Annotated in this window: 11 protein-coding genes, 4 tRNA genes and 1 pseudogene; 3 read left to right on the forward strand and 13 right to left on the reverse strand. The window is 23.8% G+C overall.

Annotation, left to right across the window (positions count from 1 at the left end; translation table 11 throughout):
• Positions 1-35: 35 nt before the first annotated feature.
• The 11 genes and pseudogenes from rpoB to RJI84_RS00190 form a co-directional block, all read right to left on the reverse strand.
• Positions 36-4,073, reverse strand: a complete 4,038-nt coding sequence (gene rpoB, locus RJI84_RS00140) for a DNA-directed RNA polymerase subunit beta (RefSeq protein WP_343189114.1) — start codon at positions 4,071-4,073, stop codon at positions 36-38.
• Positions 4,074-4,167: 94 nt separating this feature from the next.
• Positions 4,168-4,536, reverse strand: coding sequence for a 50S ribosomal protein L7/L12 (gene rplL / locus RJI84_RS00145; protein ID WP_343189115.1), 369 nt, complete (start codon positions 4,534-4,536; stop codon positions 4,168-4,170).
• Positions 4,537-4,552: 16 nt separating this feature from the next.
• On the reverse strand, positions 4,553-5,044 hold the full coding sequence (gene rplJ, locus RJI84_RS00150; RefSeq protein WP_343189116.1) for a 50S ribosomal protein L10: 492 nt from the start codon (positions 5,042-5,044) through the stop codon (positions 4,553-4,555).
• A gap of 231 nt (positions 5,045-5,275) precedes the next feature.
• A complete protein-coding gene (rplA, locus tag RJI84_RS00155) occupies positions 5,276-5,968 on the reverse strand; it encodes a 50S ribosomal protein L1 (protein WP_343189117.1) in 693 nt (230 codons plus the stop codon).
• Positions 5,969-5,975: 7 nt separating this feature from the next.
• Entirely contained in the window at positions 5,976-6,404 is a 429-nt protein-coding gene (gene rplK / locus RJI84_RS00160; protein ID WP_343189118.1) for a 50S ribosomal protein L11, read from the reverse strand.
• Positions 6,405-6,426: 22 nt separating this feature from the next.
• Positions 6,427-6,965: pseudogene (gene nusG / locus RJI84_RS00165) on the reverse strand (transcription termination/antitermination protein NusG).
• Between the two features lies 1 nt (position 6,966).
• The gene (secE, locus tag RJI84_RS00170) at positions 6,967-7,329 is read right to left on the reverse strand and encodes a preprotein translocase subunit SecE (protein WP_343189119.1); all 363 of its coding nucleotides are present in this window, start codon (positions 7,327-7,329) and stop codon (positions 6,967-6,969) included.
• Positions 7,330-7,461: 132 nt separating this feature from the next.
• A tRNA-Thr gene (locus RJI84_RS00175) sits at positions 7,462-7,533 on the reverse strand.
• A 4-nt stretch (positions 7,534-7,537) separates the two neighbouring features.
• Positions 7,538-7,609, reverse strand: a tRNA-Gly gene (locus RJI84_RS00180).
• Between the two features lie 29 nt (positions 7,610-7,638).
• Positions 7,639-7,720: transfer RNA gene (locus RJI84_RS00185), tRNA-Tyr, on the reverse strand.
• A 38-nt stretch (positions 7,721-7,758) separates the two neighbouring features.
• Positions 7,759-7,831 (reverse strand) — tRNA-Thr (locus RJI84_RS00190).
• Between the two features lie 258 nt (positions 7,832-8,089).
• Between RJI84_RS00190 and RJI84_RS00195 the strand changes: the two genes are divergently transcribed.
• The 3 genes from RJI84_RS00195 to argH all read left to right on the forward strand — a co-directional run bounded on the left by RJI84_RS00195 (position 8,090) and on the right by argH (position 11,870).
• Positions 8,090-8,995, forward strand: a complete 906-nt coding sequence (locus RJI84_RS00195; RefSeq protein WP_343189120.1) for a methylenetetrahydrofolate reductase — start codon at positions 8,090-8,092, stop codon at positions 8,993-8,995.
• A gap of 224 nt (positions 8,996-9,219) precedes the next feature.
• On the forward strand, positions 9,220-10,437 hold the full coding sequence (locus RJI84_RS00200; RefSeq protein WP_343189121.1) for an argininosuccinate synthase: 1,218 nt from the start codon (positions 9,220-9,222) through the stop codon (positions 10,435-10,437).
• Positions 10,438-10,499: 62 nt separating this feature from the next.
• A complete protein-coding gene (gene argH, locus RJI84_RS00205; RefSeq protein WP_343189122.1) occupies positions 10,500-11,870 on the forward strand; it encodes an argininosuccinate lyase in 1,371 nt (456 codons plus the stop codon).
• Between the two features lie 106 nt (positions 11,871-11,976).
• Here argH and rpoD read toward each other — a convergent pair whose 3' ends face one another.
• Both rpoD and RJI84_RS00215 read right to left on the reverse strand, forming a co-directional pair.
• Entirely contained in the window at positions 11,977-13,779 is a 1,803-nt protein-coding gene (gene rpoD / locus RJI84_RS00210) for an RNA polymerase sigma factor RpoD (protein ID WP_343189123.1), read from the reverse strand.
• Between the two features lie 86 nt (positions 13,780-13,865).
• On the reverse strand, positions 13,866-14,270 hold the full coding sequence (locus tag RJI84_RS00215; protein ID WP_343189124.1) for a hypothetical protein: 405 nt from the start codon (positions 14,268-14,270) through the stop codon (positions 13,866-13,868).
• Between the last annotated feature and the right edge of the window lie 15 nt (positions 14,271-14,285).

Raw genomic sequence — 14,285 nt, forward strand, 5'->3', positions numbered from 1 at the left:
TTAATTAATTATTTTTATAATTTTAGAAAAAAAACTTATGTATTGTATTTGCTTTCTAATTCAATATTTATTCCAAGTGATCTTATTTCTTTTAGTAGCACATTAAATGATTCAGGCATTCCTGGATTCATCTTATAATTTCCATCTACTATATTTTTATACATTCTTGTTCTCCCGCTTACATCATCTGATTTTACTGTTAACATTTCTTGTAATGTATGCGATGCACCATATGCTTCTAAAGCCCAGACTTCCATTTCTCCAAATCTTTGTCCGCCAAATTGAGCTTTTCCCCCTAATGGTTGCTGAGTTATAAGACTATATGAACCTGTGGATCTAGCATGCATTTTATCATCTACTAAATGATTTAATTTCAACATATACATATATCCTACAGTAACCGGTCTTTCAAATTTTTCTCCAGTTCTGCCATCAAATAATGTAATTTGTCCTGATGTAGGATAATTAGCTAGTTTTAACATTTTTTTAATTTCTTTTTCTGTTGCCCCGTCAAATACAGGAGTTGAAATTGGCATTCCTTTTATAAAATTGTTTGCTAGAATTAATAATTCTTTGTCTGAAAATTTTTTTAAATCTATTTTTTGTTTTATATCTTTTCCTAAATCAAACACTTTTTGTATATATTTTCTTATTTCAGTTACGTCTTTTTTTTCTGATATCATATTTTCAATTATTTCGCCTATTCCTTTAGAAGCCATACCCAAATGAGTTTCTAAAATTTGTCCTATATTCATTCTAGATGGAACGCCTAATGGATTTAATACTATATCTATAGGATGTCCAAATTTGTCATATGGCATATCTTCAACTGGATTTATTTTTGATATTACTCCTTTATTACCATGTCTACCAGCCATTTTATCTCCAACTTGTATTTGTCTTTTAACAGCTAAATATACTTTAACTATTTTTAAAATTCCAGGTGCTAAATCATCTCCTTTTAAGATTTTTTTTTTGGTTGTGTGTATGTCTTTTTTTAATTTTTTTTTTAGTTGTTTATATTTTTCTAATAGTAATTTTATTTTATTTTGTTCTTTGATATTAAAATTGTTTTTTAAATGTATGTTTTTTGCTATTTTTAAGATGTCTAATTCATTTATTTCTTTTATAGATGATATTTTACAAATTTTTTTTAATATATTTTTTTTTAGAATCATAAACTTTGTTAACAAATTTTTTTTTGCTTTATTAATATTCATTTCTTCAATTTCTAAAGTTCTTTTGTCTTTTTTTATGCCATCCCTAGTAAATACTTGTACATCTATTACAGTTCCTATAGTTCCATTTGGTACTCTTAAGGAAGAATCTTTTACATCTGAAGCTTTTTCTCCAAAAATTGCTCTTAATAGTTTTTCTTCAGGAGTTAATTGTGTTTCTCCTTTTGGAGTTACTTTCCCTATTAATATGTCATTTTCTTTTACTTCTGCACCTATATACACTATTCCTGATTCATCTAATTTTGATAAAGCACTTTCGCCAACATTAGGTATATCAGAAGTTATTTCTTCAGAACCTAGTTTTGTATCTCTGGATATGCAAGAGAGTTCTTGTATGTGTATTGTAGTAAATCTATCTTCTTTTACTACTTTTTCTGATATTAATATGGAGTCTTCAAAGTTGTATCCATTCCATGGCATAAAAGCTACTCTCAAGTTTTGTCCTAGAGCCAATTCTCCTAGATCTGTAGAAGTTCCATCAGCTATTACATCACCTTTAATTATGTTTTCATTTACTTGAACACAAGGAGTTTGATTGATACAAGTATTTTGATTTGATCTAGTGTATTTAGTTAAATTATAAATATCTATACCAAATGTACTGTCTTCTGTTGTTTGTTTTTCTGTTTCAACTACTATTTTTGTAGAATCTACATATTTTACTTTTCCACTTCTTTTTGATACTATTGTTACACCAGAATCTATTGCTACAGATCTTTCTATTCCAGTTCCTATTAAAGGTTTTTCTGGTTTTAATGTTGGGACTGCTTGTCTTTGCATGTTAGCTCCCATTAATGCTCTATTAGCATCATCATGCTCTAAAAAAGGTATTAAAGAAGATCCTACTGATACTATTTGTTGTGTAGATACATCCATATAATCTACTTGTTTAGACATAAATAATCCTGATTCTCCTTTATATCTACATGTAATAAATTCTTCTACAAATTTATTTTCTTTATTTATGTTAGCATTAGCTTGAGCTATTATGTACTGACATTCTTCTATAGCTGATAAATAACAAATGTTTTTAGTTACTAGACCTTTCACAACTTTTCTGTATGGAGTTTCTAAAAAACCATATTTATTAATTTTTGCGTATACAGATAAAGAGTTTATCAGTCCTATGTTTGGCCCTTCAGGGGTTTCTATAGGACAGACCCTTCCATAGTGTGTTGGGTGAACATCTCTAACTTCAAAACCAGCTCTTTCTCTAGTAAGCCCCCCTACACCAAGTGCTGATATTCTTCTTTTATGTGTAATTTCAGCTAGAGGATTGTTTTGATCCATGAACTGTGATAATTGACTGGATCCAAAGAATTCCTTTATAGATGCTGATATTGGTTTAGCATTTACTATGTCTTGAGGAGATAAGTTTTCTAAATCATTAAGCGATAGTCTTTCTTTTACAGCTCTTTCTACTCTTACAAGGCCTATTCTAAACTGATTTTCTACCATTTCTCCTACAGATCTTATTCTTCTATTTCCTAAATGGTCAATATCATCTACTTGTCCGTTACCATTTCGTATATCTATAAGTTTTTTTATTACATCTATTATATCTCGTTTTTCTAAAATTGTAGGTCCTTTTACTTCATTTCTAAATAATGCACTATTTAATTTCATTCTTCCTACTATAGATAGATCATATCTTTCTTCTGAGAAGAACAGATTATTAAACAAAGTAGTGGCGGCTTCTTTAGCTGGTGGTTCTCCAGGTCTCATCATTCTATATATTTCAATAAGAGATTGGTCTCTGTCTTGTGTTGGATCTATTTTTATAGTATTAGATATATATGCACCTTGGTCTAAATCATTTGTAAATATTGTTTCTATTTGTGGTATTCCAGAATTTATTATTTGACTAATAGTTTTTACGGAAAGTTCAGTGTTAGCAGTTATTATAGTTTTTCCATTATTTTTGTCAGAATAGTTGTTAGCAGATATTTTTCCGATTAAATATTCTATTGGTATTTTAATTTCTTTTATATTGTCTTGTTTTAACTTATTTATATGTCTTATAGTAATTTTTTTGCCATTTTTTACATATGTTTTATTTTTATATTTAATATCAAAAAATGTAGTTTCTCCTCTTAATCTTTCAGGATATAACTTCATATAGAATTTATTTTTTACTATTTTGAAAATGTCTTTTTTAAAAAAAATTTTTAACATTTTTTCTTTGTCATAATTCATAGCTTTTAAAAATATACTAATAGGAAGTTTTCTTCTTCTATCTATTCTAACAAACAAATTGTCTCTTTGATCAAATTCAAAATCTATCCATGACCCTCTGTAAGGAATTATTCTAGCATTGTATAGTATCTTTCCTGAAGAATGTGTTTTGCCTTTATCACTGTCGAAGAAAACCCCAGGGCTTCTGTGTAACTGTGATACTACTACTCTTTCAGTACCATTAATTATAAAAGTTCCATTTTCTGTCATTAATGGTATATCTCCCATGTATACTTCTTGTTCTTTTATTTTTATTATTTTTCTTTTTTCTGTTGAGTCTTTTGTATATATTGTAAGTTTTAGTTTAACTTTTAGTGGAGACGAATAGGTTAGTCCTCTAGTATGACATTCTTTCATATTAAAAGGGTTTTTCCCAAGTTTGTAACTAATGTATTGGAGTGTTGCAGTAGAGTTGTAGTTTTTTATTGGAAAGACTGATTTAAATGCAGCTTCTAGCCCATGCATATTTTTATTGTCTTGTTCTATAAATTTTTTAAAGGAGTTTATTTGAATAGATAAAAGATATGGTATATCTAATACTTTAGGTATTTTACTAAAATTTTTTCTAATTCTTTTTTTTTCAGTGTAAGAAAAATCCATGATTTCCTCTTAATTATAAAATAGTATTATGAATTTTATTTAATAACACTGGTGATTATAATAAAAAATCACCAGTTATAATTTTTATATAAAATTATTTTATTTCTATTATAGCTCCTGATTTTTCTAATGTGTCTTTTAATATTGTTAATTCTTTTTTATTAACGTTTTCTTTTATTATTACAGGAGCAGATTCTACTAAATCTTTGGATTCTTTTAATCCTAAATTAGTAATGCTTCTTATTGCCTTTATTACAGATATTTTATTTGGCCCAATAGATTTTAAAAAAATATTAAACTCCGTTTTTTCTTTTTCTGTTTTTTCGTTTTTTTTTGTTATGTTTCCTGATATATCTTTAGAAGATATATTAAATCTTTTTTCCATTATAGAAATTAGATCTAAAACGTTTTTTACTGACATGTTTTCTATTTCTTTTACTATTTCATTTTTACTTATTGACATATAAATTCCTGATTTTTTATTTTTTTATATTTTTTTTATTTTTTATTATATTAATAATTTTAATTAGTCTCATAATACATATTTCTCTAAAAAAATTTATTAGTTTAATTATAGACTCCTTATGTGTTAGCATAGTAGATAATTCTAATATTGAAATTATTTTTCCTGAAAATGATCCTATTTTTGGTTTAAAATTTGAGCATTTTTTTTTAAATTCTTTAAATAACCTTGCAGCACTACCGGGGTGTTTCATAGAGTATGCTATTAAAGTAGGGCCTTTAATTTCTTTTTTCAAACATTGTAAATTAGTGTTTTTTATAGATATTTTTAATAATGTATTTTTTATAATTTTTATAACAACATCCCTTTTTAGAGAAATTTTTCTTAAATAGTTTATTTCATTAGAAGTAATTTTAGAAAAATTTGCTATAATAGCTGATTTGGCGTATTTTGAAAATTTATATATATTTTTTATAATTTTCTTTTTTTTTTCTGTATTTAATATCATACTGATAATATTTCCTAAGTGTTTTATCAAATATATTTTTAATCTATTAATACTTTTTATATGTTCATCACTATTAACTTTATTTATATAAAATTATTTTTTCTGTTAGTCATAAAAAAAATATAATTTTTTATAGTATTCATTTTATTAAAATATTATATTTTTTATTGTTTTAAAGGATAACACTTGGATTTCAGATTTATTTTTTGGATAAATTTTTAAAAAATTATTTTATATGTTTAAATCAGAATGATTAATTTGTATAGACCCACCCATTGTAGTAGAGAAATAAATTTTTTTAAAAAATTCCCCTTTTATTTTGGTAGGTTTTGACTGTTTTAATGATTTCATAAATGCTAAAAAGTTTTCTTTTATTTGTTTTCTTGTAAAATTTACTTTCCCTATAGAAGCATGTATTATTCCGCTTTTATCACTTTTATATTTTATTTGTCCTTCTTTTATTTTTATAATTGCATTATATATGTTATTTGTTAGTGTTCCAAATTTTATATTTGGCATTAATCCTCTTGGTCCTAATATATGACCTAATTTTCCTACTATATTCATTGAGTCAGGAGATGCAATAACTATATTAAATTTTTTAATTTCTTTTTTAATATTTTTTGTTCCTTCTTGATATATGTAATCTGCTTTTGCTTTTTTTGCTAAGTCTATATTTTTTCCTTTTGTAAATACTAAGATTTTATTTTTTTTTTCTAATTTGTTAGGAAGTAATACTGTGTTTCTTATGTTTTGTTCGGATTTTTTTGTATTTATGTTTAAATTTATAGCAACATCTATACTTTCTGTAAATTTTAATACAGATAATTTTTTTAAAGTTGTTATACATTCTTCTATATTATATATTTTTTTTTTTTTTATTATATTTGTTATTTTTCTCATTCTTTTACTATTAATTTTCATTGTTTTTTTAATCTTCTATTGATAAACCTATAGATTTTGCTGTTCCTTCTATCGAAAGAGCTATTTTGTTTATATTTATGCTATTCATGTCTTTAATTTTTATATTAGATATTTCATATATTTGTTTTTTAGTTATTTTTCCCACTTTTTCTATTTTATTTTTTCCGGACCCTTTTTTTATATTTGCTAATTTTTTTAATAATACAGATGCAGGAGGAGTTTTGGTTATAAAACTAAATGTTTTATCAGTGAATATTGATATTATTACTGGTATTGGAATACCTTTTTCCATGTTTTTGGTTTTTTCATTAAAATTTTTGCAAAATTCCATTATATTTAAACCTTTTTGCCCTAGAGCTGGGCCAACTGGAGGGCTTGGATTAGCCATGCCTGACAATACTTGTAATTTTATATAATCTTGTATCTTTTTTGACATAAAAATTAACCTTGTTTTAATTTTAGATCTTTTCTATTTGAGAAAAGTTTAGTTCTACTGGTGTAGATCTTCCAAATATAGATACAGATACTGTTAATCTGTTTTTATCATAGTCTACATTTTCTACTATTCCATTAAAATCTGAAAAAGGACCATGTTTTATTCTAATTGTTTCACCAGGTTCAAATAGCGTTTTGGGTCTAGGTTTATTCTTTATTTTTTTTAATTTATTTATTATTTTTTCTACATCTTCATTTTTGATTGGTATTGGATTTTCTTGAGATCCTCCTATGAACCCTAATACTTTTGGAACATTTTTTATAATATGCCAGTTTTTTTCATTCATTATCATGTTTATAAGTATATACCCTGGAAAAAATTTATTTTCGCTTTTTTTTTTTTTCCACATTTTATTTCTATTACATCTTCTGTTGGTATCATTATGTCTCCAAACATATCTTGTACGTTATTTATTTTAATATGTTTTTTTATTAATTCAGCAGCTTTATTTTCTAGCCCCGAAAAAGATTGTATTACATACCATTCTTTTTTATTATTCATTTTATAACCTTATAGACATAATATTTGATATGATGTAAAATAATATACTATCTATTATCCATAAGATGATAGATATTATAGTAGTGACTAATATTATTGTAATAGATATGTTAAATATTTCAAATTTTTTAGGCCATTCTATTTCTTTGAGTAAAATTTTAGTTTCTTTAAAAAATTTCAACAATTTATAGTATTTTTTTGTAATTTTTACAAAGATTAATAATGTTAAAATAAAAATAGATGTAAATAAAATTTGATTTGTAAATTTATTGTTTATAAAAGAGTATAGTAAACATACTATTTCTAAAAACATAATTAATAATGTTAAAATAAGTTTAACAGTGTTATTATTTTTTTTTTTCATAATATTTTCTAATTTTATTAGAGTTATAAAATTTTTTACACAATGTATAATATAGAAAATAATAATGAATTTAAAATTTTATTCTCATAAATTAATAAAAAAAACATATATTCTTTATGTTTTAGTGTTTATTGCTGATACCCAGATTTGAACTGGGATCGCATTCTTACCAAGAATGTGCTCTTCCTACTAAGCTATATCAGCTTTTAGCAGGCAGCGGGAATCGAACCCGCATTATTAACTTGGAAGGCTAAAGTAATAACCATTATACTATGCCTGCTTATATTTTAATGTAAAAATAAACAAAATTGGTGGGAGAAGGATTCGAACCTTCGAAGTCTTCGACGGCAGATTTACAGTCTGCTCCCTTTAACCACTCGGGAATCCCACCTAATTATTTTATATTTGATAGAAAAGTTAGAAATTAACTGCCGGCTACCGGAATTGAACTGGTGACCTACTGATTACAAATCAGTTGCTCTACCTGCTGAGCTAAACCGGCTAATTATAGTATCTAAAAAAATTATTTTTATATACTTTATAATATTATATTTTTTTTTTTATTTTTTGTAAAGTAATAATTGTATTATTTATATTATTTTTATATAGAAAAATTTTTAATTGTGTTGATTTTATTTCGAAACTATACAATATATAAAATATATATTTTAATTGCGATTTTTCAATTTTAAAAATTATTTTTAGATAAATTATTTTATTTTTTTTAAACTTTTATAAAAACTATTTAGGAAATTTTAGTATGTTTAACATAAACAATAATATAAATAACATATATGAATCATACATAAATTTTAGAAATAAAATAAATATTTCTTTTGAAATGTTTCCTCCATCTACAGAATCTAATAAAGAGAATTTTAGTGAAACTTTTAAAAAACTTTCTAAAATTAATCCGAGTTTTTTTTCTATAACATGTAATCAAAATTTAGGTGGAAATAATAAAACTTTTTCTTTAATAGAAAGTATAAAAAGAAAAACTAAAATAGATATAGTACCACATGTTACATGTATAGGATGTTCTAAAAAAGAATTGTCAGATATTGTAACTAATTATTGGAATTCTGGTGTTAGAAAAATATTAGCATTAAGAGGAGATAATTTTTCTAGTAACTTAAATAGTGATTTTTGTTATGCATCTGATTTTGTATATGAATTAAAGAAAATAAAAAATTTTGAAATTTTAGTTGCTGCATATCCAGAAAAACATCCTGAATCTAAAAATAAAATAACAGATATATATAATTTAAAAAGAAAAATTGATAATGGTGCTAATAAAGCTATTACGCAATTTTTTTTCAAAATAGACAATTATTTAAAATTTAGAGACAAATGTTTTTCTATAGGTATTAAAAAAGAAATAGTTCCTGGAATATTGCCAATATATGATTTGCTGCAATTGAAAAGGTTTATAAAAATGACTAATGTATCAGTTCCTGATTGGATTTATAACGTTTTTCATAAAGTTAAAAATGATTCTAATTCTTACAAAATAATTAGTGGTATAATATTATTTAATATTGTGAATAAATTGTTTAAAGAAGGAGTAAGATCTTTTCATTTTTATACTTTAAATAGATCAGATATAATTTATTCAATTAGTCATTTGTTAAAAATTAACAAGATTAATATTAGTAATATTATATGAAAATTTTTAATGTAAAAATTTAATTATATATGTTTTACAATAAAGAATACTATTTTATAAAAATATTTTTAATAATATTGATAAAATTACATTTTAATAAATAATTTTTAGTTTTATTTTTAAAATACACGTTTGTTTTTTTGTAAAATAGTTGTATCAAAGTAAATATAGTTTTTTTTATAATTAATAATATTTCTCACTTTTACAGGTTTAATAATTTTTATATGAAAAATAGTAACATTAAAAAAGTTTTATTAGCATATTCAGGTGGTTTAGATACTTCAGTAATTATACCTTGGATTAAAGAAAATTATAAATCGGAAGTAGTAGCTTTCGTTGCAAATATAGGGCAGTCTGAAGACGAATTAAAAAATATAGAACAAAAAGCTATAATGTTAGGGGCCGATAAATGTTATGTAAAAGACTTAAGAAAAGAATTTATTAAATATTATATATATCCTTTATTACAATCTTGTGCTTTATATGAGAACAATTATTTTTTAGGCACGTCTATAGCTAGGCCAATTATAGCCAAAAAGCAAGTTGAGCTGGCAAATGAAATAAATGCTGATGCATTGTGTCATGGTGCTACAGGAAAGGGCAATGATCAAATTAGATTTGAAAGTGCATATATATCTTTAGCACAAGATTTAAAAATAATTTCTCCATGGAGAGAATGGAAATTTAAATCTAGACTAGATTTATTAAAATATTTAAAACAAAAAAATATAAAGTCTAATTATAATGAAAAAAAGATTTATAGTAGAGACGAAAATATATTTCATCTTTCGACTGAAGGAGGAGAATTAGAAAATTTGTGGAATTCTTCAGAAAAAGAACATTTGTGGTCTTTAACTATAGATCCTGTAGCAGCGAAATCTAAACCAGAATATATTAAAGTTAAGATGGTAAATGGATATATAAATAGTATAAATAATAAAAAATTTTCGTTATTAAACAGCTTACAGAAGTTAAATAAAATAGGTTCTTCGCATGGAATTGGAAGAATAGATTTTGTAGAAAATAGAACTGTGGGAATTAAATCTAGAGGATGTTATGAAACACCAGGAGGAACTATAATATCTAAAATAATACAGTCTTTAGATCAGTTAATATTAGATAGAGATTGTTTACGATGGAAAAATGTTATAGCTTCAGAATTCTCTTATTTAATATATGATGGAAAATGGTTTACTCCTTTTAGAAAAGTTTTACTAAAAAATATAAAGTTTTTTGCTAAATTTCTTACTGGAACTGTTATAGTTAGATTATATAAAGGTAATGTAACTGTATTGAAGAAAAAATCTCAAAATTCTTTGTATTCAAAAGAATTTTGTACTTTTAACGATGAGAATTTTACATATAAACATAGTGATGCAGATGGATTTATAAAACTATTAAATATGTCATCTTTGATAAGATCTATGAAGAAATTAAATTGAATTTAAACTTTTTAAATACTTTTTAATTTGTTTTCAATATAAAAAATTTTATAGGAATTTTTATGTTTTTATGGGGTGGAAGGTTCAAAAAAAAATCTAACAAGAGTTTTTTAAATTTTAATAAATCTTTAAGTTTTGACTATATTTTAGTAAAACAAGATATATTATCTTCTATTATTTGGTCTAAAACTTTATTAAAATGTAATTTAATAAACAATGCTGAGCAAAACATTATAGAAAATTGTTTAATTAAAATTAAAAAGAATGTAAAAAATGATTTAAGCATTATTTTAAATAGTGATTGTGAAGATATCCATACTTGGATTGAACAAGAAGTTATAAAACGTATAGGAAGTATAGGTAAGAAGCTTAGAACTGGAAGAAGTAGAAATGAACAGATCACTACAATATTAAAAATGTGGTGTATTTCTATTATAAAAAAAATAATAATTTCTTTAAAAAGTGTTCAGAAGAAAATATTACATTTATCAGAAAAATATATTGATATAGTTATGCCTGGATATACTCATTTACAGATTGCTCAGCCAATATTTTTTTCACATTGGTGTTTATCATATTTTGAAATGATAGATAGAGATAAAAATAGGTTAATCGATATTTTAAAAAGGATAGATTACTGTCCTTTAGGATCTGGAGCTATCTCAGGAATTTCTTATAATATAGATAGATATAAGTTAGCGGAAGATTTAAATTTTACAGATATTACAAAAAATAGTATAGATAGTGTTTCAGATAGAGATTATGTAGTAGAAATTTTATCATGTTCTTCTATAGGAATGATGCATTTATCCAGATTGTCTGAAGACTTAATATTTTTTAATACTTCAGAAGCAAATTTTATAGAATTATCTGATAAAATCACTTCTGGTTCTTCTTTAATGCCTCAGAAAAAAAATCCTGATATACTAGAATTAATACGAGGAAAATGTGGAAGGGTATATGGGTCTTTAATAAGTATATTAGTAGTTTTAAAAGGAATACCCATGGCATATAATAAGGACATGCAGGAAGATAAAGAGTGTTTGTTTGATTCTGTAAAAACTTGGTATGATTGTATTTGTATGGTAAGTTTAGTTTTTGAAAATATTTCTTTAAACAAAAAAAGTTGTTTGAAATCTGTAAAAAATAGTTTTGCAAATGCTACTGATTTAGTCGACTATTTGGTTGCAAAAGGTATGACTTTTAAAGAAGCACATATACTGGTTGGAAAAATTGTATTATATTCTATTAGTAAAAACAAACATTTAAATGAGATTAAACTTTATATTTTAAAAACTTATAGCATTCTTTTTGAAGAAGATGTTTACGAATATATATCTATAGAAAAAGTTTTAGAAAGAAAAAATTCTATTGGAGGAACTTCTAAAAAGCAAATTCTAAATAGTATTGAATTAGCTAGAAAAAGAGTATAAAATAATTTTTTTATATTTACTAAAAAATTTTTAAACAAAGCTTCCTGTTACGTATTCTTTAACTAGGAAGCTTTATTAACAAAAAAATAGTATAGGAGAGTATTTTTTAGTTGTCTAAAAAACTTTTTAATATCTCTGATCTGCTTGGGTGTCTCAATTTTCTTAGTGCTTTAGCTTCTATTTGTCTAATTCTTTCTCTAGTTACGTCAAATTGCTTTCCTACTTCTTCTAAAGTATGATCTGTATTCATATCAATTCCAAATCTCATTCTTAACACTTTTGCTTCTCTAGACGTGAGACCAGATAATACTAAATTAGTAGCATTTTTTAAGCTTTCTGAAGTAGCTGATTCTAAAGGTAATTCCAAATTGGTATCTTCTATAAAATCTCCTAAGTGAGACTCGTCATCATCACCTATAGGTGTTTCCATAGATATAGGTTCTTTTGCAATTTTTAATACTTTTCTTATTTTATATTCCGGAATTAACATTTTTTCTGAAAGTTCTTCAGGTGTAGGTTCTCTGCCTATTTCTTGTAGTATTTGTCTAGAAATTCTATTTAGCTTGTTTATTGTTTCTATCATGTGTACTGGTATTCTAATTGTTCTTGCTTGATCTGCAATAGATCTTGTAATAGCTTGTCTGATCCACCATGTTGCATATGTAGAAAATTTATATCCTCTTCTATATTCAAATTTATCTACAGCTTTCATTAACCCTATATTTCCTTCTTGTATTAAATCTAAAAATTGTAATCCTCGATTGGTATATTTTTTGGCAATTGATATTACTAATCTTAAATTTGCTTCTACCATTTCTTGTTTCGCTTTTTTTGCTTGCTGTTCTCCTAAAAATATTCTTTTTTGAATTTTTTTTACTTGTCTAATAGATAATCCTGTCTCTTTTTCTACTTTTGTTAACTTGTTCACAATTGTATATATTTTTTTTTCGAACTTTTTTAATTTTTTATAAAACTTTTTATTTTTTTTTATAAATGTTTTTATATTTTTGTAATCTATTTTTGTATTTTTTAATAATTTTATAATTTGTTTTTTAGGGATATTACATTTTTTTATACATATGTGTTTTATAACTTGTTGATGTATAAGAATTCTTTTTATAATATTCTTTATATTGCTAACTAATTTTTTAAACTGTTTTGGAGTGAGTTTAAACTGGTTAAATATTTTTGATAACTTATCGATAGCTTTAATGTATTTTTTATCTTTTTTATTTGAATATTTTTTTATTTCTACTATTTTTTTGTATTGCTTTTTTAATTGTTTAAATTTTTTCTTTGCCACATCTGAGTCAACAATGTTTTCTACATATTCATCTGATGAATTTTTTATTTGTTCATTAGAATTATTTTTTATAAGTTCTAATTCTGTAATGTGCATTTGTTTATGTGTAGGTTTATTATTTTTTACATTGTCTTTTTCTATAAAACCAGTTATTATTTCTGATAGTTTTATTTTTTTATTTTTTACTTTTTTATATTGACTTAAAAATTTTTTAATTGATTTTATATGTTCAACTATAGTTGATTGTATTTTATTTATTCCATTTTCTATTTTTTTTGCTATTTTTATTTCTCCATGTCTGTTTAATAGGTCTATCGTTCCCATTTCTCTCATATACATTCTCACTGGATCTGTTGTTTTTCCTAGATCAGAGTCTGAGTTTGAAATTTCTGAAGAAGTTTCTTCTATTATTTGCTCAGATGTGTTTATATCTTTGTATACAATTTTTATTCCTATTTCATTAATAATTTTTATTATATTATATATTTTATTTGGATTAGTAAGATGAGGTTGTAAATATTTACTTATTTCTTCGTAAGTTAAATATCCTCGTTCTTTTCCATGAGCAATAAGAAGTTTTAATTTATATTTTTTATTTTTCTTCATAGTATAATTTCCAAAATTGTAAAAACAATAATTAATTTTATGTAGAAAAACTTATTCTATTTTTAAGATTTTTTTTATTACAATTTTCATATAGTTTTATATTTTTTAAATATTTTTTTGTTGATTTCCCATAGCTCTACTTTTTCTTTTTTTTTTAATCCTTGTAATTTTTCTTTACATATTAAAAAATGTTGTCTATACTCTAAATATTTTTTTGTAACATTTTTTGCATAATCATAAAAAACATTTTTTATTTTTTTTTTTGGTATCATATGTTCCCAGTTAGACATTTTTTTTATTATATAATATTTTTTAGAGTTACGGTAAAATTCTAAAATTTGTTCTGTTTTAATTTTTTTTTTGGTTTCACATATTTTTTTAATTTCTAAAAATAGTTTTAGTCCTTTCATTTTAAAATTATATAAATTTTCTATTTTTTTTGGAATAATTTTATATAAATAAGGATTTTGTATCAAAAGTGCTATTAACATTTTAATAATATGATT

It is taken from the genome of Buchnera aphidicola (Chaitoregma tattakana), assembly GCF_039370165.1.
Classification (GTDB): domain Bacteria; phylum Pseudomonadota; class Gammaproteobacteria; order Enterobacterales; family Enterobacteriaceae; genus Buchnera_G; species Buchnera_G aphidicola_F.

Coding starts and splice junctions, on each gene's coding strand:
- rplA (WP_343189117.1), bottom strand. CDS start 5,968: ATGAAAATTAATAGTAAAAGAATGAGAAAAATAACAAATATAATAAAA.
- rplJ (WP_343189116.1), bottom strand. CDS start 5,044: ATGATATTAAATACAGAAAAAAAAAAGAAAATTATAAAAAATATATAT.
- rplK (WP_343189118.1), bottom strand. CDS start 6,404: ATGTCAAAAAAGATACAAGATTATATAAAATTACAAGTATTGTCAGGC.
- RJI84_RS00215 (WP_343189124.1), bottom strand. CDS start 14,270: ATGTTAATAGCACTTTTGATACAAAATCCTTATTTATATAAAATTATT.
- RJI84_RS00195 (WP_343189120.1), top strand. CDS start 8,090: ATGTTTAACATAAACAATAATATAAATAACATATATGAATCATACATA.
- RJI84_RS00200 (WP_343189121.1), top strand. CDS start 9,220: ATGAAAAATAGTAACATTAAAAAAGTTTTATTAGCATATTCAGGTGGT.
- rpoB (WP_343189114.1), bottom strand. CDS start 4,073: ATGGATTTTTCTTACACTGAAAAAAAAAGAATTAGAAAAAATTTTAGT.
- secE (WP_343189119.1), bottom strand. CDS start 7,329: ATGAAAAAAAAAAATAATAACACTGTTAAACTTATTTTAACATTATTA.
- argH (WP_343189122.1), top strand. CDS start 10,500: ATGTTTTTATGGGGTGGAAGGTTCAAAAAAAAATCTAACAAGAGTTTT.
- rpoD (WP_343189123.1), bottom strand. CDS start 13,779: ATGAAGAAAAATAAAAAATATAAATTAAAACTTCTTATTGCTCATGGA.
- rplL (WP_343189115.1), bottom strand. CDS start 4,536: ATGTCAATAAGTAAAAATGAAATAGTAAAAGAAATAGAAAACATGTCA.